General features: G+C 70.3%; 23 protein-coding genes. 12 read left to right on the top strand and 11 right to left on the bottom strand.

Going from position 1 to position 24,417, the window contains the following annotated elements:
• Positions 1 to 82 precede the first annotated feature (82 nt).
• The 4 genes from DVR07_RS11085 (at position 83) to DVR07_RS11070 (ending at position 1,830) form a co-directional block, all read left to right on the top strand.
• On the top strand, positions 83 to 424 hold the full coding sequence (locus DVR07_RS11085) for an ArsR/SmtB family transcription factor (RefSeq protein ID WP_394338816.1): 342 nt from the start codon (positions 83 to 85) through the stop codon (positions 422 to 424).
• Positions 421 to 792 (top strand): hypothetical protein, encoded by a 372-nt coding sequence (locus tag DVR07_RS11080; RefSeq protein WP_240147527.1) that lies wholly within the window; start codon positions 421 to 423, stop codon positions 790 to 792. The genes DVR07_RS11085 and DVR07_RS11080 overlap by 4 nt, the downstream gene beginning before the upstream one ends.
• Positions 782 to 1,054 (top strand): DUF7521 family protein, encoded by a 273-nt coding sequence (locus DVR07_RS11075; protein ID WP_115797338.1) that lies wholly within the window; start codon positions 782 to 784, stop codon positions 1,052 to 1,054. The genes DVR07_RS11080 and DVR07_RS11075 overlap by 11 nt, the downstream gene beginning before the upstream one ends.
• 89 nt (positions 1,055 to 1,143) lie before the next feature.
• Entirely contained in the window at positions 1,144 to 1,830 is a 687-nt protein-coding gene (locus DVR07_RS11070; RefSeq protein WP_205254527.1) for a sensor domain-containing protein, read from the top strand.
• 14 nt (positions 1,831 to 1,844) lie between these two features.
• Here the strand turns inward: DVR07_RS11070 and DVR07_RS11065 are convergent, their stop codons facing one another.
• A complete protein-coding gene (locus tag DVR07_RS11065) occupies positions 1,845 to 2,675 on the bottom strand; it encodes a DUF4097 family beta strand repeat-containing protein (protein WP_115797335.1) in 831 nt (276 codons plus the stop codon).
• 268 nt (positions 2,676 to 2,943) lie between these two features.
• Positions 2,944 to 5,169 carry a CDC48 family AAA ATPase gene (locus tag DVR07_RS11060; RefSeq protein ID WP_115797332.1) on the bottom strand — a complete coding sequence of 742 codons (2,226 nt, stop codon included), beginning with the start codon at positions 5,167 to 5,169 and terminating at the stop codon, positions 2,944 to 2,946.
• A gap of 346 nt (positions 5,170 to 5,515) precedes the next feature.
• Between DVR07_RS11060 and larC the strand changes: the two genes are divergently transcribed.
• Entirely contained in the window at positions 5,516 to 6,934 is a 1,419-nt protein-coding gene (gene larC, locus DVR07_RS11055; protein ID WP_115797331.1) for a nickel pincer cofactor biosynthesis protein LarC, read from the top strand.
• Between the two features lie 50 nt (positions 6,935 to 6,984).
• On the opposite strand, the gene DVR07_RS11050 is transcribed toward larC, so the two are convergent.
• From DVR07_RS11050 to DVR07_RS11045, 3 genes are all read right to left on the bottom strand, one after another.
• A complete protein-coding gene (locus DVR07_RS11050) occupies positions 6,985 to 7,779 on the bottom strand; it encodes a hypothetical protein (protein ID WP_115797329.1) in 795 nt (264 codons plus the stop codon).
• 162 nt (positions 7,780 to 7,941) lie between these two features.
• Positions 7,942 to 8,088: a hypothetical protein gene (locus DVR07_RS21560; protein ID WP_162829524.1), complete on the bottom strand. Its 147-nt coding sequence runs from the start codon at positions 8,086 to 8,088 to the stop codon at positions 7,942 to 7,944.
• A 277-nt stretch (positions 8,089 to 8,365) separates the two neighbouring features.
• The gene (locus tag DVR07_RS11045; protein WP_240147526.1) at positions 8,366 to 9,634 is read right to left on the bottom strand and encodes an ABC transporter substrate-binding protein; all 1,269 of its coding nucleotides are present in this window, start codon (positions 9,632 to 9,634) and stop codon (positions 8,366 to 8,368) included.
• Positions 9,635 to 9,874: 240 nt separating this feature from the next.
• On the opposite strand from DVR07_RS11045, the gene radB reads away from it, so the two are divergent.
• The gene (gene radB / locus DVR07_RS11040) at positions 9,875 to 10,591 is read left to right on the top strand and encodes a DNA repair and recombination protein RadB (RefSeq protein ID WP_115797325.1); all 717 of its coding nucleotides are present in this window, start codon (positions 9,875 to 9,877) and stop codon (positions 10,589 to 10,591) included.
• A 43-nt stretch (positions 10,592 to 10,634) separates the two neighbouring features.
• Here radB and DVR07_RS11035 read toward each other — a convergent pair whose 3' ends face one another.
• Positions 10,635 to 11,012: a 30S ribosomal protein S8e gene (locus DVR07_RS11035; RefSeq protein WP_115797323.1), complete on the bottom strand. Its 378-nt coding sequence runs from the start codon at positions 11,010 to 11,012 to the stop codon at positions 10,635 to 10,637.
• 251 nt (positions 11,013 to 11,263) lie between these two features.
• On the opposite strand from DVR07_RS11035, the gene DVR07_RS11030 reads away from it, so the two are divergent.
• The 3 genes from DVR07_RS11030 to DVR07_RS11020 all read left to right on the top strand — a co-directional run bounded on the left by DVR07_RS11030 (position 11,264) and on the right by DVR07_RS11020 (position 14,741).
• Complete coding sequence (locus DVR07_RS11030; protein ID WP_115797321.1) at positions 11,264 to 12,700, top strand: MFS transporter; 1,437 nt, start codon at positions 11,264 to 11,266, stop codon at positions 12,698 to 12,700.
• Positions 12,701 to 12,796: 96 nt separating this feature from the next.
• On the top strand, positions 12,797 to 13,369 hold the full coding sequence (locus DVR07_RS11025; protein ID WP_115797319.1) for a hypothetical protein: 573 nt from the start codon (positions 12,797 to 12,799) through the stop codon (positions 13,367 to 13,369).
• 58 nt (positions 13,370 to 13,427) lie between these two features.
• Positions 13,428 to 14,741, top strand: coding sequence for an AI-2E family transporter (locus DVR07_RS11020; protein ID WP_115797316.1), 1,314 nt, complete (start codon positions 13,428 to 13,430; stop codon positions 14,739 to 14,741).
• 6 nt (positions 14,742 to 14,747) lie between these two features.
• Here DVR07_RS11020 and DVR07_RS11015 read toward each other — a convergent pair whose 3' ends face one another.
• A complete protein-coding gene (locus DVR07_RS11015) occupies positions 14,748 to 16,172 on the bottom strand; it encodes a glycosyltransferase family 1 protein (RefSeq protein WP_115797315.1) in 1,425 nt (474 codons plus the stop codon).
• Positions 16,173 to 16,298: 126 nt separating this feature from the next.
• Positions 16,299 to 17,255 (bottom strand): D-2-hydroxyacid dehydrogenase, encoded by a 957-nt coding sequence (locus DVR07_RS11010; RefSeq protein ID WP_115797313.1) that lies wholly within the window; start codon positions 17,253 to 17,255, stop codon positions 16,299 to 16,301.
• 119 nt (positions 17,256 to 17,374) lie between these two features.
• Between DVR07_RS11010 and DVR07_RS11005 the strand changes: the two genes are divergently transcribed.
• Entirely contained in the window at positions 17,375 to 18,097 is a 723-nt protein-coding gene (locus DVR07_RS11005) for a sugar phosphate isomerase/epimerase family protein (protein ID WP_115797310.1), read from the top strand.
• Between the two features lie 67 nt (positions 18,098 to 18,164).
• A complete protein-coding gene (solA, locus tag DVR07_RS11000) occupies positions 18,165 to 19,307 on the top strand; it encodes an N-methyl-L-tryptophan oxidase (RefSeq protein ID WP_115797308.1) in 1,143 nt (380 codons plus the stop codon).
• Positions 19,308 to 19,313: 6 nt separating this feature from the next.
• On the opposite strand, the gene DVR07_RS10995 is transcribed toward solA, so the two are convergent.
• On the bottom strand, positions 19,314 to 20,735 hold the full coding sequence (locus DVR07_RS10995) for a glycosyltransferase (RefSeq protein WP_115797306.1): 1,422 nt from the start codon (positions 20,733 to 20,735) through the stop codon (positions 19,314 to 19,316).
• Between the two features lie 218 nt (positions 20,736 to 20,953).
• On the opposite strand from DVR07_RS10995, the gene dnaG reads away from it, so the two are divergent.
• Positions 20,954 to 22,447, top strand: a complete 1,494-nt coding sequence (dnaG, locus tag DVR07_RS10990; protein WP_115797304.1) for a DNA primase DnaG — start codon at positions 20,954 to 20,956, stop codon at positions 22,445 to 22,447.
• Positions 22,448 to 22,562: 115 nt separating this feature from the next.
• Here dnaG and DVR07_RS10985 read toward each other — a convergent pair whose 3' ends face one another.
• Positions 22,563 to 22,985, bottom strand: a complete 423-nt coding sequence (locus tag DVR07_RS10985; protein ID WP_115797302.1) for a GNAT family N-acetyltransferase — start codon at positions 22,983 to 22,985, stop codon at positions 22,563 to 22,565.
• A complete protein-coding gene (locus DVR07_RS10980) occupies positions 22,982 to 24,286 on the bottom strand; it encodes a DUF92 domain-containing protein (RefSeq protein ID WP_115797299.1) in 1,305 nt (434 codons plus the stop codon). Before DVR07_RS10980 ends, DVR07_RS10985 begins: the two co-directional genes overlap by 4 nt.
• Positions 24,287 to 24,417: the final 131 nt, after the last annotated feature.

Raw genomic sequence — 24,417 nt, 5'->3', positions numbered from 1 at the left:
GGTCGGCCGCCCCGCCCGGAGCGCACCGTGTCCGAACCGGAGCCGGCCCCGGCCGGTTCCGGGACGACGGGAGGTCGTGGCGGTGAGCGACGCGGACGCCGCCGCGATGTTCGACCTGCTCGACGACGAGTACGCCCGCGCCATCCTCGTCGCGACCTACCGGGAGCCCCTGTCGGCCGAGGCGCTCGCCGAGGAGTGCGACGCCTCGCCGTCGACCATCTACCGGCGGGTCGAGCGACTCCAGGACCAGCGGCTGGTCGAGGCCGAGCAGCGCCTCGACCCGGACGGCCACCACTACGAGGTGTTCTCCGCCAGACTGCAGCGCGTCACCGTGGAACTGACCGAGGACGGCATCGAACTCGACGTCGACCGGGCCGAGGACCCGGCCGACCGGTTCACCAGGCTCTACGAGGGGTTCAAATGACCGCCGGCGTCCCGCTGCCCGCGACCGCCGCGTTCCCGACCCTGACGCCGCCGCTCCAGACCGTCGCGCTCCAGACGACCGTCGGCGGTTCCCGGACGGTCGTGCTGCTCGCGCTCGGGGGACTGCTGCTCGCGGCGGTCCTCTCGCTGGCGGTGGTGTACGAACTCGTCGAGGGCTACCGCCGGAACGGCACCCGGCCGATGCTGGCGCTCGGCGCGGGGCTCGCGCTGCTCGTGACCGGGCCCATCTTCCTCCGGATCGCGTTCGGCAGCCTCGTCGACGTCTCGCCCGCGGCGCGGTCGGTCGCCACGACCGCGTCCGAACTGCTCGGCCTCGCGGCCATCCTGTACGCCATCTATGATCCCTGACATCGTCACCATCGCGGCGGCGCTCCCGGCCGCGCTCGGCCTGTTCGTCTCGTACCAGGCGTACCGCGGGTACCGCCGGCACGGCAGCGCGACCATGGCCCTGCTCGCGGTCGGCATCGCGTGCTTCACCGCCGTCCCGTTCGCGGTCTCGTCGGTCCTCGCGCCCGCGCTGGCGTGGTCGGACGCGCTCGCGCTGCTGGCCATCGTCGCGGCGTACAACGTCGGTCTGGTGGCCATCCTCTGGTCGCTCCGCGGAAACTGATACAAAGGTCTTTCTCCGACTCGCCGGGCCGGCGACTCGCCGACCCGGTTTACGGTGCGTCCGGCGCTACCTCGAAGCGGGTGACTCCCGTGACGACAACGATCCGAGACGCCGCGACGACGCTCGTCGGCGTCCCCGCACGCGCACAGACGTACCGAAATCTGCTGTACCTGGCGCTGGCGTTCCCGCTCGGTCTGCTGTACTTCGTGACGCTCACCGTCGGGTTCTCGCTCGGACTCGGCCTCGCCGTCACGTGGTTCGGAATCCCCATCCTGCTGGCGACGCTGGCCGGCGCGACCCTGCTGGCGAGCTTCGAGGCCGGGCTGGCCAATCGCCTGCTGGGGACCGACGTCCGCGTCAGGTCGCCCGACACCGCAGGCGGCGTCCTCGCGGCCGCGAAGCGGCTCGTGACCGACGCCGGGACCTGGCTCGACGTGGCGTACCTCGCCGGCAAGTTCGGTTTCGGGACGGTCGCGTTCGTCGCCCTGGCGAGCCTGCTGTCGCTGTCGGCGTCGCTGCTGGTCGCCCCACTGACCTACTCTTCGGCCCTCTACGTCGGCCCTCGCTTCGGCGCCCTCTCGCTCGGACCGTTCGAGTCCGGCCGGCTCGTCGTCGACACGTTCGGCGAGGCAGTCGGCGTCGCGCTCGTCGGACTGGTCGTCGCGCTGGTCTCGCTCCACCTGCTGAACGCCCTGGCTCGCATCGCCGCGGTCGTCACCGAGGCGGTGCTGGACGTCCCCGACGACGCTCCCCGAAGCGAATCGACCGCGAACTGACTCGAAAACAGTCTTCAGAGCTGCGAGACGCTGACGCGTCCGTTCTCGCAGGAGAGCCGGAGCTCCGGCCCGCCCCCGCCCAGCGTGGCCTCGACCCGGCCGGACCGCCGGGTGGACACCTCGGCGCTCGCCACGTCGAACTCGACTCTCCCGTTCCCGGTGGTCGCAACTACCTCGGCGTTCAGGTCGGGCGACACCGCCGCGGTCACTCGCCCGTTCTCGGTCGCCACGTCGGTGTCGCCCCGGACCGACTTCACGTCGATCTCGACGCTCCCGTTCTCGGACCGCGCCCCGTCGATGCCCGTCACGTCGCGAGCGACCACGCGCCCGTTCTCGGTCTCGGCCGAGACGAACCCGTCCACGTTTCGCGCCTCCAGTTGCCCGTTCTCGGAGCCGAGCGTCGCGTCGGTCGCGACGTTCCGCACGTCGACCCGACCGTTCTCGGTCCGGAGCTCGCCGAGGTCCACGCTCGCCGGGAGACCGACGGTGACGTCGACCGAGGGGACGCCGGCGAGCCACGACCCGTCGCCGACCTTCCGCGCTGCGACGCGGAGTTCGCCGTTCTCGGTGGTCGTCTCGACGCGCACGTCGTCGAGGTCGGCGAACACCGACCCCGCCTTCTTGACGGTCTCGACGCGGATCCGCTCGTCGTCCCGCGGTCGGACTCGAACGTTGCCGTTGCGGCCGGCAACGCTCACTGCGTCGACCGAGGAGGCGTCGAACGACTGCGCGTTCTCCAGTCGCTTCCCGACGAAGGGCGTCACGCCGCTACATCCCGAGAGGGCGGTCAGCCCCGCGGCCGCGCTCAGTCCGAGCAGGCGTCGGCGCTGCGTGTCTACGTTCATCACGTGTGGACGTACTGGTCAACCCACCATAAAGAATGGAACAGGTTCGCAGGACCAGCGGTCGTCCCGAAGATTTAAGGCCGATTACGAATCCCCGCCATCCGATTAGTTCACTGCAATCCACCGCGAGCGAACGAACGTGAGAGAGCGGACCAAGGAACCCTCGAAGTCACGCGCCGGAGGCGCGTGACTGAGGGGGTGACGCCGTGTTTTTCATGAAAGTTTTCCAAGGAAGGGCGCGTTCATGCGCCCGACCGCTGGAAAAGTTTCATTGGAAGCCGATGCGGCCGCCGCGCCGACCCTGGGTCGGGCTCGACGAGCCGCCCTTGAACTCGTCTTCCATCTGCTCGTAGTAGTCGAGCAGGTCCTCGGTGATGGTGGGCCGGACGTTCTCCATCGCCTGCCGGAAGTGACTCATGCCGACCTCCGTGGCGTCGTCGTCCTCGCGCAGCGCCTCGATGGCGGCCTCCCGCGCGATGGACTCGAGGTCGCTGCCAACGTAACCGTCGGTGATTTCCGCGAGCTCGCGCAGGCTCACGTCGGCCGAGAGCGGCGTGTCGTCGGTGTGGATCTTCAGGATCTGCTCGCGGCCCTCCTCGTCGGGCTGGCCGATCATGACGAGCCGGTCGAACCGGCCCGACCGGATGAGCGCCGGGTCGATCATGTCCGGGCGGTTGGTCGCGCCGATGACCATCACGTCGCCCTTCTCCTCGAGCCCGTCGAGCTCGGTCAGCAGCTGGTTGACCACGCGCTCGGAGACGTTAGAGCCCATCTCCTGGCTGCGCGAGGGCGCGAGGCTGTCGAGCTCGTCGAAGAAGATGACGGTCGGGGAGACCTGCCGGGCCTTCCGGAACGTCTGGCGGATGGCCTTCTCGGACTCACCGACCCACTTCGACAGCAGCTGCGGCCCGCGGACCGAGATGAAGTTGGCGTTGGTCTCGTTGGCGACCGCCTTCGCCATCAGCGTCTTGCCCGTGCCGGGCGGGCCGTAGAGCAGGACGCCGCTCGGCGGGTTGATGCCCAGGCGCTGGAACTTCTCGGGCGAGGAGAGGGGCCACTCGACGCTCTCCTCGACCTCCTGTTGGGCCTGTTCGAGCCCGCCCACGTCGTCCCACGAGATCTTGGGCAGTTCCACTAGAACTTCGCGCATCGCCGAGGGTTCGACCTCGTTGAGCGCGCCGTTGAAGTCCTCGCGCTTGACGATCATCCGGTCGATGAGGCTCGGCGGGATGTCCTCCTCGTCGAGGTCGATCTCCGGGAGGTAGCGCCGGAGCGCCTTCATCGCGGCCTCCTTCGTCAGGCTCTCGATGTCGGCGCCGACGAAGCCGTGGGTGTCGTTGGCCAGCGAGTCCAGCGCCACGTCGTCGGACAGCGGCATCCCCCGGGTGTGGATCTGGAGGATCTCCTCGCGGCCGGTCTCGTCGGGCACGCCGATCTCGATCTCGCGGTCGAACCGGCCGGGCCGGCGGAGCGCGGGGTCGACCGAGTCGACCCGGTTGGTCGCCGCGATGACGATGACCTGGCCCCGCGACTCGAGGCCGTCCATCATCGTCAGCAGCTGGGCCACGACCCGGCGCTCGACCTCGCCGGTCACGTCCTCGCGCTTGGGCGCGATGGAGTCGAGTTCGTCGATGAAGATGATGGAGGGCGACTCCTCGGTGGCGTCCTCGAATATCTCCCGGAGCTGTTGCTCGGACTCCCCGTAGTACTTCGAGATGATCTCGGGTCCGGCGATAGAGAAGAAGCTAGCGGAGGTCTCGTTGGCGACCGCCTTGGCGAGCAGCGTCTTGCCCGTGCCGGGCGGGCCGTGGAGCAGCACGCCCTGGGGCGGCTCGATGCCCAACTTCTTGAAGATCTGGGGGTGCTTCATCGGGAGCTCGACCATCTCCCGGACGCGCTGGATCTCGTTCTCCAGCCCGCCGATGTCCTCGTAGGTGATGCCGCCGCCGGTCTTCTCGAAGCCCGAGATGGGCTCCTCGCGGAGCTCGACCTCGGTGTCCTCGGTGATGAGACAGACGCCGTCGGGGTCGGTCTCGACCGCGATGAGCGGGATCGCCTGGCCCGGCGACCGCATGAACGGGTGGTTGGTCGAGGACATCACGGGGACGATGTCGCGCTCGACCACCGGGCGCTTGAGGATCTGGCGCTTGACCATGCCGGCCGCGTCGGAGCCGAACTGGACGCTCGCCTCCTCCGGGGGCGCGAGCACCAGCTTGTCGGCCTTCTCGGCCTCGGCCTTCCGGATCTCGACGCGCTCGCCGATGCCGACGTCGGCGTTCTGACGCGTGAAGCCGTCGATGCGCACCGTGTCGGTGTTCCAGTCCTGCCGGTCGGCCCGCCACACCTTCGCGGCGGTCGTGTCGCCGCCTTCGATCTCGATGATGTCGCCCGGGCTCAGCTTCAGATGCAACAGCGTGTCCGGGTCGAGACGGGCGATTCCGCGACCCGAATCGTTCGGGTACGCCTTTGCCACCTCTAGTTGAACTTCATTCATGATTCGATAGTACGGGGATTGTTTGTCGGTCCGCGCCCGCGAAGGATAAGTCCTTTGCTACCGGGGATACGTCGCGAACCGGCCGACGGAGTCGTCGCGGCGGGGCGCATGCTATGGCCTTGCATACGTGTTCGCGCTACAAAGCCGTTTGGCCTTCGGGGGTACTTTCCGGTCGCGTCGGTCGAGTTCCGAATGCGTCTCGTCAGGTGGGACCGGACGGTCATGGGTCTTCCGGCGGCCTGCGTTCGGCCTCCGACGCGCCAGTGCAGTCGCGGGCACGAACGCCGGCGGCCCGGCCACGCCGACAATCACCGCCTTTTTCGCCGCGTACGACCCACTTCCCTCCATGAAGACGCTCGCATTCGACGGTCGGATGGGCGCCAGCGGCGACATGCTACTCGCCGCCCTGCTCGCGGCCGGCGCCGACCGCGACGCGCTGACCCCGGTCGAGGACACCCTGCCGGTGCGCTACGAGGTCGGCGAGACCCTGAAGAACGGCATCTCGTCGACGACCGTCTCGGTGCTGCTGGCGGACGAGAGCGAGGGAAGCGAGGAGACAGCCGACCGTTCGCGCGACGACGACCATTCGCACGAGGGCTCCCACGACGCCAGTCACGAGCACTCCCACGACCACTCTCACGAGGGCCACGAACACGGTCACGACCACGCCGACGGCAGCCATCATCACGACGATTCGGACCACGACCACACCCACGCCGAGGGGTCGGGACCGCTCCGGACCTACCCCGAGGTGGTCGACCTCGTCGAGTCGATGGCCCTCCCCGCCGCCGTCGAGGCCGACGCGCTGGCGGTCTTCGAGGTGCTGGGCGAGGCCGAGGCGGGCGTCCACGGCACCGACCTCGAATCGACCCACTTCCACGAGGTCGGCGCGGACGACGCCGTCGCGGACGTGGTGGGCGCCGCGTTGCTCGTCGACGACCTCGACCCCGAGCGCGTCGTCACGACGCCGCTCGCGACCGGCGGCGGGTCGGTCGAGATGAGCCACGGCACCTACCCGGTCCCGACGCCCGCGGTGGTCGAGATCGCCGAGCGCGCCGACTGGTCGCTCCGGGGCGGCCCCGTGAAGGCCGAACTGCTCACCCCGACCGGCGCGGCGATCCTCGCGCACTTCGCCGATGGCGTCGACTCGCTGCCGGCGCTCCGGGTCGACGCCTCGGGCTACGGCGCCGGCGGGTACGACTTCCCCGACCACCCGAACGTCCTCCGGGCGATGGTCGGCGAGAGCGAGGCGCCCGGCGACGAGGAGGGCGAAACGGCGACCGCGACCGGGCCGTCCGGGGACCTGGTCCACGACGACGTGGCGGTCCTCGAGACCAACCTCGACGACGCGTCGCCGGAGTTGCTCGGCGGCCTCCACGACTCGCTGGCGGCGGTCGGCGCCCGGGACGTCTCGGTCGTCCCGCTCACGATGAAGAAGTCCCGGCCTGGCCACCTCGTCAGGGTCGTCTGCAAGCCCGACGACGCCCGGCGGGTCGCGCGCCGACTCGCCGAGGAGACCGGCACGCTCGGGGTCCGCCAGACCGGCGCGACCCACCGCTGGATCGCCGACAGAACGATCGAGACGGTCGTCGTCGACATCGACGGCGGGCGCTACGAGGTCGACGCGAAGCTCGCCAGCGACGACGCGGGCGAGGTGTACGACGTGAGCGCGGAGTACGACGACTGCGCCGCGGTCGCGTCGGAGGCGGGCGTGCCGGTCCGCGAGGTCATGCGGCGGGCCGAGCGCGCGGCTAGAGACGAGTAGGCGCCAGTACGAAAACCTACTATCTCTCTACCACAGTCGCGACAGCCTGATCACGTCTCCCCGTTCCGGTGCTCGTCCATCGCCTCCTCCAGCGTCAGGTCGCCGGCCGCCACGCGCCGGGCCAGCTCCTCGTCTATCTCGCGGTTGTCGTCGGCCCGCTCGCGAGACCGGTTCTTGATGACCTGCAGCTCGCCGGCGGTCGGTTCCACGTCCCGGCCCTCGACCCGCTCGCCCTCCAGCCGGGCGATGTTCACCGCGGCCAGCACGTCGCCCATGCCCCGAGCTCCGGTCCCGAGGTACGGGGTTGTCCCGGTCTCGTCGACGAGTTCGACGGGTACGTCCTCGAGTTCCCGCACCAGCTGGGCGCCCTGGAGCCGGGCGCCGTCGCCGATGCGGACCACGGGGTCGACTGCGTCGGCCACTTCCCGCCGGACCGTCTCGGCCACGTCGGCCAGCGGAACGTGGAACGCCGCGACCACCACGTCGCCCGAGAGCACCGCGATGCCGGGTCGCGTGCCGGGGTCGACGCCGACGACGGTCCGGCCCTCGCCGCCCCGGAGGCGGGCCAGCGCCTCGTCGACCGCGAAGCGCGGGTCGTCGGGGTCGGCGACGACCGTCTCCACGTCGGCGGCGTTGGCGTCGTCGTCGCGCTCGATCTCGGAGGTGTCATCGTCGTGGTCCGTTTCCGGAGTGTCCTCGTCGCTCTCGGCGCGAATCAGCACCGTCGCGCCGTCCGGCAGGGGGTCGCCGGGCTCGACCGTGGTGAAGGTCACGCCCCGCTCGCGCAGTTCGTTGACCACCCCGTGGTACACCTCGAAGTCGGCTGTGGCGACGACGACTGTCACGGCTCGCGCTTGGCCGCCGGGGATGAAAAGTGCATCTGCCTCGGCCCGCGGGCGTCCGCCTCGAACGGGGTTCTCGCGTCGACTGACCGCTTCCGGCCGGTCCGTCGGTTCCGGCGGGGCGTGGACCGCCCCCCGTCCTGCGACTCGCCGACGTCGCGCCGGTCACCCTGCTTCCGGGTGCGGCCCGTCGGCGAGCGCGCCGCAGCACCGCATCCGCCACACCCCGTCGCCGTCGACGAGCCGCCCCGTGAACTCCGCCTGATGCTCCTCGGAACACTGGGGGCATTCGAGCACGGTCGCGACTATCATGCTAGACAGAGTAACAAGGTTATATAATATAAAATAATACGATAGTAGTTGATTCGATTACCATTCTCGCCGACTGGGGCCGCAGTACCGGCATCGCGACACCAAAGCGAACGGAGAGATCCGGCGAGCGGCCCGGACGCTGAAATCCGGTCGTCACCCGCGACAGACTCCAGTGACGCCGCCTCGGTCCGTTCGCGAGATGTCCGGTCGTCGCCCTGCGCGACCGACGTCCCCGACGCACTCGACGCGTTCGACGCCCGCGAAGCGAGGCCGTCGCTCAGGAACTCGTCGTAGTCGACGTCCCTGCGGTGGTCGTCGTCCCGCCGTCCTCGTACAGCCTCCCCTCGAAGAACGACCGCGGGATGGTCTCGACCGTCTCGGTCTCCCCGCCCGAGATGCGGAGCAGCGCGAACCGGTTGAGGGGTTCGAGCCGCTCGTTCAGGTCGACCGGGCTCGACGCGCCCTGATAGTTGATCTGCTCGCCGTTCCCCAGTAGCTCCTTCGCACGCTGGAACTCACCGACCGTGACGTTCGTCCCCGGCGGCCGCGACACCGACCGGATGTTCCGCGCGATGGCCGTTCCGGACGCCTCGCCCGCCTTCTCGATGGCGAGCGCCTGCAGGAACAGCGCGTCGTAGGCGTGGGGCGCGAACAGGGTGTTGGCGTCGCCGATCTTCTCCAGGTAGCGCGACCGGCCCTCGGTCGACTCCGGGCTCGGCGACGCGAGGTACATCCCCTCCAGGACGTCGCTCATGCTGCTGATGAACTCCGGAGAGTTGACGGCCTCGCTGAGCACCCACTGGCCGCCGTAGCCGCCGTTCGACCACTGCCGGAAGATGGTCCGGGCGTTGCCCGGGTAGCCGATGAACCCGACCGCGTCCGGGTCGTCGGCGAACACGCTGTCCAGCGTCGAGGTGAAGTCGGTCGTGTCCTGGCCGTACCCGACCATCGCGGTCGTCTCGCCGCCGAACGCCTGGCTGGCCTTCTCGGCGAGACCCGCGCCGTACGGGTTGTCGACGTGGAGGAACGCCACCGTGCTCGCGCCGACCTGGTTCTCCATCGCGCGCGCCATCACGATGCCCTGCTGGGCGTCGTTGGGCGAGGTGCGCGCGAAGTACTTCACCCCGTCGCGGTAGCCCGCCTCGGCGAGCACCGGGCTGGTGCTGCCGTGGCTCACCTCCATCACCCTGCTGTCGGCCGCGACCGGCGCGAGCGTGGTCGAGACCCCGCTCGAGAACGCGCCGACGAACCCGACGATGCCGCTCTCGCTGATGAGGCTCCGGAGCTTCACGACCGCGCGACTCGGCTGGGTCTCGCTGTCCCGGTTCGACATGCTTATCTGTCGGTCGAGCGGCCCGCCGGCGTCGTTCACGTCGCTGACGGCGATGTTGACCGCCCGCTGCATCCCCTCGCCGTACGGGCTCGCCGACCCGGTCACGGGCACGAGCGACCCCATCGGAATCGGGCCGCCCTGCCGACCGACGGCCGACCCGGCGCTCGCCAGGCCCCCGAGCCCGGCGGCCCCCGCGACGCCGAGCGTTTTCAAGTACGTTCTCCGCGTTCGTCTGGTTTCCCCCGACATGCGAACCAAATCTCTCCGCCGCCATGGTTATTGTTACCGGTTATCAATACCTCGCGAACGAATAGTTTTACGTCCCGTCAATTCCGAGGAAACCGGGCTCGCAGCGACGCGCTCCGACCGACCCGCGGCCGGAACCGCGCGCCGGTCGCGGGGACGCTGGCGCGAATCCGGAGGCTTTTGGCGGGGTAGCTCCAACCGGCGGTCGTGAACGAAGAGGCCATTCCGACCGGGTGCGGGCCGCTCGACGACCTGCTGGGCGGCGGATTCGAGGCCGGGACCGTCACGCAGGTGTACGGCCCGCCGGCCGCCGGCAAGACCAACGTCGCGCTCGGGGCGGCGGTCGAGGTCGCGGCCGGGGGCGGCACCGCGGTGTACATCGACACCGAGGGGCTGTCGCTGTCGCGGTTCCAGCAGGTCGCCGAGGCCCGCGCGGACGCCGCGAGCGGCGCGGACGACGTCGAGGACCTGACCTCCCGCATCATCGTCAAGGAGGCCTACGACTTCGACGAGCAGGAGGAGGCGGTCCGGGACAGTTCCGAGCTCGCCGAGCGGGCAGACCTCGTGGTGCTCGACAGCGCGACCGGCTTCTACCGGCTCGAGCGCGCCGAGGACGAGGAGGGCGGCGAGGCGCTCCGGGAGGTCGCCAGCCAGGTCACCCACCTGCTGTCGCTGGCGCGCAGGCACGACCTCGCGGTCGTGCTCACGAACCAGGTGTACACCGACCCCGACAGCGACCGCGCCCGCCCGCTCGGGGGCCACACCCTCGAACACTGGACCGGAACGGTGGTCCGCGTCGACCGGTTCCGCGGCGGCAACCGCCGGGCGACCCTCGAGAAGCACCGCGCCAAGCCCGCGGGCGAGAAGGTCCAGTTCCGGATCACGGACTCGGGGCTCGAAGGCGCGGACGACGGGATGCCCTGAGCGGGCAGTTCTGGGTACTCCTTCGCGGAAAACAGCCGGACGTCTACTCCTCGTCGACGAGGACCGCGTTCACGTTGCCGGTCTGGCCGGGGCGGGAGGTGACGCGGGCGCGACCCTCGCTGGTCTCGATGATGGCGCCCTTGGTGACGATGTTCCGCCGGACGTAGTTGGGGTTGGCGTCGTTCTCGGCGACGTCCTCGATCTCGGCCTCGACGGTCTCGCCGTCGACGGCGACGCTGGCCACGTTCGTCGAGAGCGCGCGGACCTTCTGGGTGTTGCCCCGGGCATCGGTGGTCCGGAGTCGGGTCTCGCCGACCGTGGTCTCGGTGGGCTCGCGGCCCAGTTCGTGCTTCTTCTTCTTGTGGGAGGGTCGGAGTCGGCCGCCGGTGCGCTTGCGCGTGGAACCGCCTTGGTCCTTCATACCCCTGAATTCGGCTACGGGCGTACTTATATCCAGCCTTTCGCGCTCGCCGGAGACGGGTCGTCGCTGGCCCCCGGAATCGGTCGGCGACCCCAGTTCGGCGACGTGGACACAGACCGGGTGAGAGAACGGCGACGGATATCGACCGCAGGAATTGAAGAAAATTATTCTCCAATACCGGTCACTGTTGCCTAAATTCCTCACTCTTAAGTACGTTCGATACGGACATTCTCCGACGGGTGTTATAAATCATGGCAGACGCAGTCGGAACAGAAGAGCGGGTGACCGTCTCGCAGGTGATGGACCGGATTCCTGTCGGTCGGTTCCACCGCCGCCTGCTCGCCATCTGCGGGAGCGCGTGGGCGTTCGACGGGATGGAGGTCATCATCATCAGCTTCACCCTCCCGGTCCTCATCTCGGCCTGGGGCCTGTCGGGGCTGAGCGCCGGCCTCCTGGGGAGTGCGAGCCTGATGGGCATGATCATCGGCAACTGGGCGTGGGGCCGGTACGCCGACGAGCGCGGCCGCATCGACGCCTTCCAGTGGACCGTGCTGACCTACTCGGTGTTCGCCGGCCTGACCGCGTTCGCCACCGGCTTCTACTCCGGGTTCGCGCTCCGATTCCTGACGGGCGTGGGGCTGGGCGGCGCGCTCGCGGTCGACACCTCCTACCTCTCCGAGCACCTGCCGACCGACCGGCGCGGGCGCTACCTGGTCTACCTCGACGCGTTCTGGCCGCTGGGCAACGTGTTCGCGGTCGTGCTGGCCTGGCTGTTCCTCTCGGCGCTCGCCGGTCCCGCCGGCACCGTCGCGGTCCCCGTCCTCGGCGACGTCGCGGGCTGGCGGCTCCTGTTCGCCAGCGCGGCGTTCCCGGCGCTGCTCGTGTTCGTCATCCGGAGCCAGCTCCGGGAGACCCCGTACTACCTCGCGCAGAAGGGCGACATCGAGGGCGCCAACGACCGCATCCGGGCCATCGCCGAGGAGAACGGCGAGGAGTTCACGCCCATCTCGGCCGAGTCGGTCGACACCGGCTCCTCCGCGGGCTACGGCCGGCTGTTCGAGTCCGACCTCCGCAAGCGCACGGCCATGATCGCGGCGGCGTGGTTCGCGGTCAACTTCGGCTACTACGGCGTGTTCATCTGGCTGCCGGACACGGTCGGCGCTGCCGGCGTGGTCGGGGACTTCTCGCTGGGAGGCCTGACGGTCGAGGGCCTGTACGTCTACTTCCTGCTCATCGGGCTGGTCCAGTTCCCGGGCTACTTCAGCGCGGCCTACCTGGTCGAGAAGGTCGGCCGCAAGCCCACGCTCGGGAGCTACCTCCTCCTGTCGGGGCTGTTCACCTTCGTCTTCGCGGCCTCGATGCCCGACGTCTCGCTGTTCGGGGCGGGGCTGTCGGGCTTCTGGCCGTTCTTCGGCGGCCTGCTCGCGGCCAGCTTCTTCACCCTCGGCGCGTGGGGCGCCATCTACGCCTACACGCCCGAGCTGTTCCCCACCGAGGTCAGGGGCACCGGCAACGGGTTCGCGGGCGGCGTCGGCAAGATCGGCGCGGTCGTCGGCCCCATCCTGGCGGGCGCGCTGGTCGACGTCGGCTACCTCGCGGCGCTCGCGCCGCTGGCGGTCGCCTTCGTCCTCGGCGGCCTGGTCGTCCTCGCGTTCGGCCGCGAGACGAAGGGCGAACCGCTGTTCTGAGGTCGCTCGCCCCGTCGCGGTCGGACCGCGTCTCGGTCGACGACCGATGTCGTGACGTCCGGAAAGGATTTCCCGGGCGGTACTATACTCCCTGACATGACCGTCCCCCTCTCTCGCCGGTCCGTCCTCCGGACCGGCGCGCTCGGCTCGCTCGGCCTCTTCGCGGGCTGCGTTTCCTCGGGAGGCGACGGACAGCCCTCGACCACGACCTTCGATGGGTACGACTGCGACGGAGTGCAGTCCCCGCCGAGCCCGGCGGGGACCGACGAAATCGACCCGGAGCCGTACCCCGACTTCCCGGCCGAACTCTCGCGGTCGACGGCGACCGAGTTCGTGACGGCCTACGAGCGGGCCTACAAGCACAACGAGATACTCGCCCGCGAACGGAATCTGACCTACGTCCACGTCGGCAACGTCGGCGTCTCGGGCGCGGAGGAGACTGACGAGGGGTTCGTGGTCCGCGTCGTCGTCGAGTTCGGCTGGGGGGAAGGTGGCGGTGGCAGTGACGGGACGACGACCGTGCTCCACGCCGACGACGGGAGCAAGGTGAGCTACCTCGTCGGCGAGGACGTCCTGAAGCGGGTCGACCCCGACGAGTGGGAGTTCGCGGACCCCCGGACCGCGGCGGGCGCGCTGCTTCGGTGTTGGGCGGGGACGACCACCGCGTAGTCGGCTCGGTCCGCCGAGCCGCCCGACGACTTATTGTCCGCGAGCCGAAGGTTCTACCATGGGGTGGGTACGTGAGTTCTCGTTCGACCGCGAGCGCATCGCGTGGTGGCTGGTCGCGGTCGCGCTCGTCCTCGCGGTCGGCTACGTCGTCGCGTCGTTCCTCGGCACCTTCCTGCTCGGGCTGTTCGTCTACTACGCGACCCGGCCGATGTACCGGCGGCTGCTCGACCGGCTCCGCCAGCCGACGCTGACCGCGGTGACGGCGCTGTTCGGGCTGGCGCTGCCGGGTCTCGTCCTGCTCGGCTACACCGTGGCCGTCAGCGTCCGCGAGCTTGGTTCGCTGGCGGGCGTCGGCGCCGACGAGCTCGAGGGCGTGGTCGGGAGCGAACTCGAACTGACCCGGCTGTTCGACCTCCAGCAGCTCTCCGGGCTCCTGCAGACGACCCCTCAGCGCCTCCAACAGCAGGTCCAGCAGTTCGCCGCCGAGCGCGGCGCCGACGCGGTCCGCGAGATCCTGGCGTCGGTCGTGGCGGTGCTCGGCGTCCTGGCGAGCGTCACGCTCGGCATCGTCATCGTGCTGGTGGTCGCGTTCTACCTCCTCCGGGACGACCACCGGCTCGCGTCGTGGTTCCGCGACGAAGTCGCGGGCCAGAACAGCCCCACGGTCGCGTTCGCCCGGGCGGTCGACGGCGACCTCGAGACGGTGTACTTCGGCAACATCCTGACCGCGTTCGTCATCGGCATCGTCGCGGCGGTCGGCTACAACCTGCTCGACCTGATCGCCCCGGCCGCGGTCTCGGTTCCCTCGCCGACGCTGCTGGGGCTGCTCACCGGACTCGGTAGCCTCGTTCCGGTGGTCGGGATGAAGCTGGTGTACGTCCCGCTCGGCATCGTGCTTGCCGCGGTCGCGGTCGCGACCGACCCCGGCCTGCTGTGGTTCCCGGTCGTCTTCCTGCTGGTCGCGTTCGTCGTGTTCGACACGATTCCGGAACTGCTCCTCCGACCGTACGTCTCGGGCCGGGACCTCCACACCGGGCTCGTGATGCTTGCGTACGTCCTCGGGCCGGTGCTGTTCGGCTGGTACGGCCTGTTCCTCGGCCCGCTGCTGCTCGTGCTGGTCGTCCACTTCGTCCGGGTCATCGTGCCCGAGCTGGTCGAGCGCGGCGAGTTCGACGTCGACCGCGACACGCCCGACTCCGGAACGTTCCGCGAGTCGGCGACCTACCGACGGGTCGACGTCCGCCCGCCCGTCGCGGCGCTCTCGCTGCGCGAGCGCACTCCGGACGGTGGTGGCGCGCACGGCGGCTCTGCGACTCCGGAACCGGAGCGCCGCGCCGACGCCGAGGACTCGGACGGGGAGCCGAGAGAGTGACCGTCGCTACCCGCGCCGCTCGAAGACCGGCGTCCCCGGGTTTCCGGTGTCGGCGTACCCCCGGCGGCGGAGCGCGAACACCACCTCGCTCAGCGCGCACTTCCCGTCGAGAATCGGCTGGCCGTCGTCGGTGTACTCGGCGGTGGTGCGGTTCAGATCGTCGAGCGCGACGGAGTCGCCGACGTCCTCCAGCGCCTTCCCGACGATGTCATCGTTCTCGTCGGGCTCGTAGGCGTCGACCTTCGCTGCGACGCGGTCGGCCATGTCGTCGTAGGTGTGCCGGCCCGACCGCACCGGGTCCCGAATCTCCTTGACGTACTCCAACATTCGTTTGCTCTCCGCGACCGCCTCGTCCCAGTGTTCGACCGCCCAGACCGCGAGGCCGGGCAGCTCCTCGATGGTGGCGGCGAGCTCGTAATCCCGCGGCACGGCGTCGTATATCCACGGCTGGTTCCGGGCGATGAGCACCTGCCCGCTGCCGGCCTGCTCGAACCACGTCCGGGCCAGCGTCTCGTACTCGGTCGCCGAGACGCAGAGGTCGCCCTTCCGGAGGGCGGCCTCGAACTCCTCGCGGGAGGCCTGCGGGTACGCCTCGACCCACGGCAGGTCGGCGTACTCCGCCGGAATCTTGGACATGCTCGTCATCACGGTCCCGATGTCGAACCGCTCGTGGAGCAGCTCCGCGATGCCCATCACGGTGCCGACCTGCTTCTTGTCCCAGATCGAGCCGGCGACGTGGAGGTACTGGGGTTCGTCGGCGTACTCGGCCTCGAACCGCGAGAAGTCGATGGGGCTGCCGGTCCGGACCGCGTCGTCGAGCGCCGCGTCGACCACCGACTCCCGGAGGAACTCGTGGCCGAACTCTCTCATTCCCTCCAGATCGACCGCGGCCTTGAACCACATCCCGTCGGAGAGCACCGCGTCGGTGATCTCGGTCCGACGCTGGAACTCGTCGCGCCATCCCGTGTGGGCGTACTTGAACGGGAGCTGGAGGTCGTGGACGTTGGTGACGATGTCGACGGGCCAGGGCTCGCCGACCCGGTGGCCGTCGAGCGCGAACAGCCACTTGGCGAGGTCCGCCCGCCCGCGCCGGAGCTGGTCGACCACCACGTCGACGTAGCCCAGCCGGTCGTAGGTCGCCTCGGCGAGCGCCTCCAGTTGCGCCTCGCTGTAGCCCGACTCGGTGAACGCGTTCTGGTGGCGGTGGCCGTGCATGAAGGGTTCGGCCTCGACGAGGGTGACCCGGTCGCGGTCGGCCAGGACGTACTCCGGGTCGTAGTCCGCGACCGCGGGCGGCGCGAGCAGCCAGTAGACGTGGAGGTCCGGGTCGACGTCCAGCCACTCCTCGACCCACACCACCGCGTCGTTGAGCGTGCCGTTGGCCGTCGCGTCGTCCGGTCGATAGAGTTCAGGAACGATGAGTACGCGCATCTAGGTCCCCCGAGTAGCTCCGAAGACGGCCGACGCCACCTTGAATCATGCGCCGACAGGGCCGGACGGGGGACACGTTCCCGGAGGCTGCGGTGCAACCGCGCAGGCGACAGGGACGCCAGCAGATCAGACGATCCGGTTCTCCATCGCGTCGGGGTCGCCCGCGACGAACGCCTCGTAGTTCTCGGCGAACAGGTCGGCGCAGCGGTCGTAGTAGTGGGGCGTCGACCCCGCCATGTGGGGCGTCAGGATGGCGTTCGAGAGGTCCCAGAGCGGCGAGTCCGCCGGCAGCGGCTCCTCCTCGAACACGTCGAGGGCGGCGCCGCGGAGGTGGCCCTCCTGGAGCGCCTCGGTCAGGGCCGCCTCGTCGACGACCTCGCCACGGGCGACATTCACGAGGACGGCCGACGACCGCATCGTGCCGAGCTCGTCGGCGCCGATTAGCCCGCGGGTCTCGTCGGTCAGCGGGACCGCCACGACCACGTAGTCCGACTGCGCGAGCACCTCGTAGAGGCCGTCGGGGCCGTACGCCTCGTCGACCGCATCCGGGGCGGTCTGGGGGTCGCGCTTGGTGCCGACGACCCGGCAGCCGAACGCCGAGGCGAGTTCGGCGACCCGACCGCCGATGGCACCCAGTCCGAGGACGCCGACCGTCTCGTCCCGGAGCTCCCGGCCGCCGTAGTTCTCCCAGACGCCGCGGTGCTTCTGTGTCATCCCCTTCTGGACGTTACGCTCGAACGCCAGCAGGTAGGCCAGCACCTGCTCGCCGATGGGCTCGGCGTGGACGCCCGAGGCGCTGGTGAGCGCGACCCCCTCGTCCGAGAACTCCTCGCGCGGGAAGTGGTCGACGCCCGCGCTGAGCGACTGGACCCACCGGAGCTCCGGGGCCTCGTCGAGCTTCCCGGCCGGGAACCGGTCGGTCAGCACGACCTCGGCGCGCGACAGCAGGTCGTCGGTCTCCGGCGGCGTCGCGGCGACCGAGAGGTCGAGGTCCGGCAGGACGTCGGCGAGGCCCTCGTGGAGGTCCTCGCGGGCGGAGTGGGAGACGTAGTGCGGTATCAGCACGTCGGGTCGCTCGCTCATGGCTCGGGCATGGGCCGAGAGCGGCTAATAGCTGGCGCCCCCGCACGCGCCGATAGCGGGCAATTCGCCACCGCTTCCCCGACAGCAACCGATTTACGACGCCCGGCCGAACCCCCGCTATGCGACCTGCGATACAGTTGTACACGCTCCGCGACCTCGACGAGCCGCTGCCCGACCTCCTGGCCCGCGTCGGCGAGACCGCGTTCGAGGGCGTCGAGTTCGCCGGCCTCGGCGACTCGGACCCCGAGGAGATTCGGGACGCGCTCGACGACGCCGGCCTCGAAGCCGCGGGCGCCCACGTCGGCATCGAGGCGCTCGAAGACGACCTGGCGGGAGTCGTCGAAATCTACGAGGCCCTGGGCTGCGACCGCATCGTCGTTCCGTACCTCGACGAGTCGGCGTTCGAGAGCGAGGCGGCGGTGAGCGACACCGCCGACCGACTGTCGGCCATCGCCGACCGCCTCGACGACCGGGGCGTCGCGCTCGGCTACCACAACCACGACCACGAGTTCGTCGACCTCGGCGGCGAGTCGGCCTACGAGCACCTAGCCGATGCGACCGACTTCGACCTCGAACTCGACCTCGGGTGGGCCGACGCCGCCGGCCACGACCCGGCCGACCTGCTCGCCGAATACGGCGACCGCGTCCCGCTGGTCCACCTCAAGGACGTCGCGGACACCACGCCGGTCGAACTCGGCGAGGGCGACCTCGACGTCGAGGCCTCGGTCGAAGCCGCCGAGGACGCCGGAACCGAGTGGCTGATCTACGAGCACGACCGGCCCGACGACCCCGAGGCGTCGCTGGCCCACGGCGCCGAGACGCTGGCTGACCTGCTCGAGTAGTCGGTTCGCTCGACCGGTCGGCCGGAGCGGCGGCAGCTATTTTGATTCGCGCTCTGAAGCGTCACGTATGACCGACCGGTACGACGCCGTCGTCGTCGGCGTCGGCGGGATGGGAAGCGCGGCGACCTACCACCTCGCGTCGCGGGGCCTCGACGTCCTCGGGCTAGAGCGCTACGACGTGCCCCACGACATGGGGTCCTCGCACGGCGTCACCCGGATCATCCGGAAGCCACAGTACGAGGACCCGGCGTACGTCCCGCTCGTCCGCCGGGCCTACGACCTGTGGCGCGACCTCGAGGAGCGGACCGGCCGGGACCTCCTGCGCGTCACCGGCGGAATCGACGCCGGACCGCCCGACAGCGAGGTGTTCGCCGGGTCGCGACGGTCCTGCGAGGCCCGCGACATCGACCACGAGGTGCTGTCGGCGGCCGAGGTGAACGACCGGTTCCCCGGCTACGACCTGCCCGAGGGCCACCGCGCGGTGTACCAGCCCGACGGCGGCTTTCTCGTCCCGGAACAGTGCATCATCGCCCACGTCGAGGCCGCTCAGGAGGAGGGCGCCGAGGTCCGGGCGCGCGAGCCCGTCGCGGGCTTCACCGCGCTCTCGGACGGCGGGGTGCGCGTGACCACCGCGAAGGACACCTACGAGGCCGGCCGGCTCGTCGTGACGGCGGGCGCGTGGGCCCGGAAGCTCCTGCCCGAACTCGCCGATGTCGCGGTCCCCGAGCGCCAGGTGCTGGCGTGGCTCCAGCCCACCGCCCCCGAGCGGTTCGACCCCGAGAACTTCCCCGTGTTCGTCCACGCGACCGAGGACGGCCACTACTACGGCTTCCCGAAGTACGACGTCCCCGGATTCAAGTTCGGGAAGTTCAACCACCTCGAGGAGACTGCCGACCCCGACGGGATGGACCGCGAGCCCCGCCCCGAGGACGAGCGGTTGCTCCGGGCGTACGCCGAGCGCTACTTCCCGGACGGCGCGGGGCCGACGATGCGGCTCGCCACCTGCATGTTCACGAACACGCCCGACGGCCACTTCATCCTCGACACCCTCCCGGACCGCCCGCAGGTCACGGTGGGCGCTGGGTTCTCGGGCCACGGGTTCAAGTTCGCGAGCGCGATCGGCGAGGTGCTGGCCGACCTGGCGGTCGACGGCGAGACGGGGCGGGACGTCGACCTGTTCGGACTCGACCGGTTCGAGGACGCGCCGTGAGGTACCCTAATCGGTACCGTCGCGTCCCGGAACGAACGCCGGCGTCCCGGGATTCCCGGCGTCGGCGTAGCCGAGCGACCGCAGCGCGTACACCAGGTCCGTGACGGTGGGGTCGTCGACCCGGTCGCTCACGCGCTCTCGGAGGTCGTCCAGGGGGACCTCCCCGTCGAACGCCGCGGCGGCCGACTCCACGGCGGTCAGGACGTCGCCGTTGTTGCTCGCCTCGAACGCCGAAATCCGGCGCTCGACGCGCGCGGCGAGGTCGCGGTAGGTCCGCCGACCGCACTGCTCGGGGCCTCGAACCTCGCGCACGCGGTCGACCAGCCGGCGGTTCTCGGCGACCGCCTCGTCCCAGTTCTCGACCGCGCGGACCGCCAGCGATTCGAGGTCGCCGAGGCCGCCGGCGAGCCGGTAGTCCTCGGGCACGCAGTCGTAGGCCCAGGGCTCGTCCCGGACCACGAGCACCTGCCCGCTGGCGGCCTGCTCGAACGGGGTCCGGGGCATCGTCTCGTGGTCCGAGGCGACGACAGCGAGGTCGCATTCGCGGAGCGCGGCCTCGTAGCGCTCGCGGGAGCACTCGGGATAGGCGTCGACGAAGGGGTAGTCCGCGAGCCCGTCCGGAATCGGGTCCATGTTCGTCATCAGGGTGCGGACGCCGAACTCCTCGTAGAGGGTCTCGGCCGCGTCCATGACGACGTCGAGGTTCTTCTTGCCCCACCCCGACCCCGCGACGTGGAGCCACTCGGGTTCGTCCGCGTACGACTCCTCGAACTCGCCGAAGTCGAGCGGACTCCCCGTCTCGAGCGCGTCGTCGAGCAGTTCGTCGAGGAAGTCGTCGTCGAGCACCTCGCTCCCGTATTCGCGCATGCGCGCGGCGTCGACCCCGGCCTTGAACCAGAGTCCGTCGGCGACGGTCGCGGCCGACAGTTCGGTCTTCATCGGCTTGTCATCGGGGAGTTCCCGTCCGTGGCGCTTGAACGGGAGCCGCAGGTCGTGGATGTAGCCGACGACGTCAGTCGGCTCCACGCTCGCTTCTCGCCCGCCGCCGAGGCGGTCGAGCCACTTCGCGAGGTCGTACCGGCCGGTCACCCGCTGGTCGACCGCGACGTCGACGTAGCCGTTCCTCTCGTAGACCGCCTCCTCTATGGCTCGGAACTGGGCCTCGGTGTACCCCGTTTCGGAGAAGGCGTCCTCGTGCTCGTGGCCGTGCATGAAGGGTTCGGCCTCGACGAGGGTGACCCGGTCGCGGTCGGCCAGGACGTACTCCGGGTCGTAGTCCGCGACCGCGGGCGGCGCGAGCAGCCAGTAGACGTGGAGGTTCGGGTCGCGGTCCAGCCACTCCTCGACCAGTGCTACGGCGTCGTTGAGCGTGCCGTTGGCCGTCGCGTCGTCCGGTCGATAGAGTTCGGGGACGAGGAGGACGCGCATCCGTCGACCGAGTGACGGCGGAGGCGGTCTTTACGGTGGCGGCCGGCCGGCGTCGAGCACGCCGATTCGCCGACATAATATTCCGAATCCTATGTTCTCGAAAACAGCTCCGCTGACGACAGGTATTTCAGTCACGCCGTGTGATTTTAAAACATCCATGGCCGCGCTGCTCATGGACGCATCACAATCCAGCCCCTCGCCGGGGCAGTTCACCACTCATGGACGACACAGCCAAATACGTCATTCACGCCGACATCACCGCCGACGGGGTGGTAGAACGGAGTGACGTCGTCGGGGCGGTCTTCGGCCAGACCGAGGGCCTGCTCGGCGACGACCTGGACCTCCGTGACCTCCAGCAGTCATCCAAGCTCGGCCGCATCGACGTCGACGTCGACAGCGAGAACGGACAGTCGTTCGGGACCATCACGATATCGTCGAGTCTCGACAAGGTAGAGACCTCCATCCTCGCCGCGGCGCTGGAGACCATCAGTCGCGTCGGCCCCTGCCGGGCCACCGTCTCCATCGCCGGCATCGAGGACGTGCGGGCCGCCAAGCGCCGCAAGGTGGTCGAGCGCGCCAAGCAGCTCCTCTCGGACTCGTTCGACGAGGACGTGATGTCCTCCCGCGAGATCATGGAGGAGGTCCGCCAGAGCGTCCGCGTCGAGGACATCGCCGAGTACGAGGGTCTGCCGGCCGGCCCCCGAGTGACCGACAGCGACGCCATCGTCGTGGTCGAGGGCCGGGCCGACGTGCTCAACCTGCTGAAGTACGGCGTCAAGAACGCCATCGCGGTCGAGGGGACCAACGTCCCCGACGCGGTGGCCGAACTCACCCAGAACCGGACCGTCACCGCGTTCCTCGACGGCGACCGGGGCGGCGACCTCATCCGGAAGGAGCTCGCGCAGGTCGGGGACATCGACTACGTCGCGTTCGCGCCCGCGAACAAGTCGGTCGAGGACCTCGCGCGCCACGAGGTCATGTCCGCGCTCCGGAGCAAGCGCCCCTTCGAGGAGTCGATGGTCGAAGAGGCGCCGGAGGCCGAGGACAACGACGCCGAGACCGACGATGCCGACGCGGACGACGCGCAGGCGTCTGCCACCGACTCGCCCGCCGGCGAGGCCGGCCCGGCCGCGACCGACGGGAGCGCCCGTCCCGCGCCCGAGACCGACGGGGCCGTCGGGCCGACGCCCGACGCCGCGGCCGAGGTTGCCGACGCCGAGTCGCCCGACACCGCAGACGCCGGCGGGGCAGACGCCGGATCGGTCGGCGACGGCCCGGCAAGCGAGACCGTCGCGACGGACGCCGAGCCGGAGTCGACCGCCCCCGACGCGAGCACCGACGATTCGTCGACCCCCGACGAGCCCGCCGGTACCGCGGACGAGTCGACCGCGACGCCCGACGCCGAGGCCGACGACGCCCAACCCGCGACCCTCCGCGAGCACGTCGCGGCGGTCGTCGACGCCGAGACGGGCACCGCCCGCCTGCTGAACGACGCGTTCGAGACTGTCGCCGAGGTGGCGGCCGAGAACGCCTTCGACGCGGTCGAGCGCGCCGACGAGCCGCCGTACGCCGTGGTCGTCGACGCCACGGTCGACCAGCGGCTCCTTGACGTGTCGGCCCAGCGCGGAGTGGGGCAGGTCGTCGGCGCCGGCGTGGACGAGTTCGTCAAGCAGCCCGCGGACGTGCGGGTCCGGACCGCCGACCAGTTCTGACGCGGCGACTCCGGTCGCCGCGCCAGAACTCTGCGGTGCTGTAGTCGTCACGACGACCAGCGACCGGTCGCCGGTCGCGGTCAGAACTCCGCGATTTTCGGCACTACCGCCCGACTCAGAGCGGTCGCTCCATCGTTATCCCCGGGCTCCCGTCGGCGTAGTAGTCGGTTTCCCGACCGATCTCCTCGAAGTCGACCGACTCGTAGAGGCTCCTGGCGGCGCCGTTCGCCGGGTGGACCGTCAGGCGGACCCGGGAACAGCCCGCGTCCCGCAGACGCTCGAAGGCGCCCGCGAGGAGGCACCGCGCGCGGCCCTCGCGGCGGTGCGTCGGCTCGACGGCGATCTCGGCGACGTACCCGACCACCTCGTCGTGGAACGCGACGAGGTAGCCGACCGGCCGGTCGCCGGGCGTCGTCGACACCAGTGCGACCGGCGGGCCGTCGAGGGCGTAGGTCAGCAGCGCGGGATTCGGCTCGCGGAGGGACGTCTGAACCTCACGGAGGCGCTCGCGGTCTGCCGAGCGGGCGGGTCGAATCACGCCAGAGCGACCACCGCCAGGCCCGCGCCGACCAGCGCGCCCGTCAGGGTGGCGAGGAAGTTGACGGCCTGATTGCCGAGACGGTCGCCCTCGAGGGTCGCGCCGAGGAGGCTGTCCATCGTCATCCCGCCCGCGCCCGCGAGCGTGATGACGGCCGCGCCGGGGGCTCCGACGCTCTCGAACAGCAGGGCCGCGATCCCCGCCACGACCGCCGCGCCGCCGACGCCAGCGAGTTCGCCCTGCCAGGTCACCCCGCCGTCGGTGCCGGGTTCGACCCGCTCCAGCGTGGTGATGAGCCGCGGGTCGTCGAAGATGCCGCCGATCTCCGAGGAGAGGGTGTCGCTCATCGCGGTGGCGATGGAGCCGGCGAACGCGAACAGGAAGACGTCGCCGGGGACCGTGAGCGGATCGCGGGCCGCGTAGGCGAGGACGGCCACCAGCGCCACCGCGGCGTTCCCGAGGACGTTGCCGCTCCCGCGCGCGCCCTCGTTGTCCTCGGCGACGCCGCGGGCGGCCTTCTCCTCGTAGCGGAACTTGGTCGAGAGGCTCCCGATGCCGAAGAACGCGATGAGCACCGCGAACCAGCCGTAGCCGCCGAGGACGATGGTGAGCATCGCCAGGAGCGCGCCGGTCATCATCCCCGGAATCGACGCGGCGTCGAGCGCCCACGAGATGTAGCCGAACAGCGCGGTCACCGCGAGCGCGACCGCGATGCCGTCGACGGTCACCACCACGGTGAGGTCGGCGAACAGCCACAGCAGGAACGCGACCGACAGCATCACCAGCGGGTCGTCGCGGGCGAACAGGACCGAGCGGAGCAGCCCGGCCAGCAGCGCCCCGCTGGCAGCCAGGAAGACGATTTCCGGGAGCGCGACCGGGCGGCCCTGGAGGCGGAGCGCGAGCACCTGTCCGGCCACCGCCGCCAGCAGCGCGGCGGTGACGAACGCGCCGGTCCGGAGTATCGACTCGGCGTCGTACTCCCAGGCGACCTGCTGGGCGAGGTTGCCGTAGCCGACGACCAGGACGCTGGCGACGAAGACGTGGTCGGGCAGGCCGGCGAACGACGTCAACAGCGCCAGCCCGGACGCCGCGAAGGCGAACCCGGCCAGCCCGTGGAGCCGGCCCTCCTGCCGGTCCGCGGGCCGGGCGAACCACTCGAACACCGGCCCGTCGGTGACCGACAGGCCGACCATCGCGAGCGCGCCGAACGCCACCGCTGCCGCCCACTCCATCGCCGGAGCCGCGAGCGCCAGCGTCGAGACGGCGGCGTACGCCGCCGCGCGCCGAACTCTGGTCGTCACGTTAGACGTGGGTTCCGCCGACGCCCACTTAATCTTCCCGAAGCGAGGGGGACCGTCGCGGCCGAATCGTCCGACGAACGTCGGACGAAGGGCCGACGCGAGCGCTCTCCCGACGCTCGGTGCGACCCCTG

This window comes from Halorussus rarus (genome assembly GCF_003369835.1).
In the GTDB taxonomy this organism is placed as follows: Archaea; Halobacteriota; Halobacteria; order Halobacteriales; family Haladaptataceae; genus Halorussus; species Halorussus rarus.
This window is presented reverse-complemented; position numbering and strand designations above follow the sequence as displayed.

Excerpts from the sequence above, each read along its gene's own strand:
- DVR07_RS11020 (WP_115797316.1), top strand. The coding sequence starts at position 13,428 with ATGGGGTGGGTACGTGAGTTCTCGTTCGACCGCGAGCGCATCGCGTGG.
- DVR07_RS10995 (WP_115797306.1), bottom strand. The coding sequence starts at position 20,735 with ATGCGCGTCCTCCTCGTCCCCGAACTCTATCGACCGGACGACGCGACG.
- DVR07_RS11075 (WP_115797338.1), top strand. The coding sequence starts at position 782 with ATGATCCCTGACATCGTCACCATCGCGGCGGCGCTCCCGGCCGCGCTC.
- DVR07_RS11065 (WP_115797335.1), bottom strand. The coding sequence starts at position 2,675 with ATGAACGTAGACACGCAGCGCCGACGCCTGCTCGGACTGAGCGCGGCC.
- larC (WP_115797331.1), top strand. The coding sequence starts at position 5,516 with ATGAAGACGCTCGCATTCGACGGTCGGATGGGCGCCAGCGGCGACATG.
- DVR07_RS11015 (WP_115797315.1), bottom strand. The coding sequence starts at position 16,172 with ATGCGCGTACTCATCGTTCCTGAACTCTATCGACCGGACGACGCGACG.
- DVR07_RS11005 (WP_115797310.1), top strand. The coding sequence starts at position 17,375 with ATGCGACCTGCGATACAGTTGTACACGCTCCGCGACCTCGACGAGCCG.
- DVR07_RS11035 (WP_115797323.1), bottom strand. The coding sequence starts at position 11,012 with ATGAAGGACCAAGGCGGTTCCACGCGCAAGCGCACCGGCGGCCGACTC.
- DVR07_RS21560 (WP_162829524.1), bottom strand. The coding sequence starts at position 8,088 with ATGATAGTCGCGACCGTGCTCGAATGCCCCCAGTGTTCCGAGGAGCAT.
- DVR07_RS11025 (WP_115797319.1), top strand. The coding sequence starts at position 12,797 with ATGACCGTCCCCCTCTCTCGCCGGTCCGTCCTCCGGACCGGCGCGCTC.
- DVR07_RS11080 (WP_240147527.1), top strand. The coding sequence starts at position 421 with ATGACCGCCGGCGTCCCGCTGCCCGCGACCGCCGCGTTCCCGACCCTG.
- solA (WP_115797308.1), top strand. The coding sequence starts at position 18,165 with ATGACCGACCGGTACGACGCCGTCGTCGTCGGCGTCGGCGGGATGGGA.
- DVR07_RS11010 (WP_115797313.1), bottom strand. The coding sequence starts at position 17,255 with ATGAGCGAGCGACCCGACGTGCTGATACCGCACTACGTCTCCCACTCC.
- DVR07_RS11030 (WP_115797321.1), top strand. The coding sequence starts at position 11,264 with ATGGCAGACGCAGTCGGAACAGAAGAGCGGGTGACCGTCTCGCAGGTG.
- DVR07_RS11060 (WP_115797332.1), bottom strand. The coding sequence starts at position 5,169 with ATGAATGAAGTTCAACTAGAGGTGGCAAAGGCGTACCCGAACGATTCG.
- dnaG (WP_115797304.1), top strand. The coding sequence starts at position 20,954 with ATGGACGACACAGCCAAATACGTCATTCACGCCGACATCACCGCCGAC.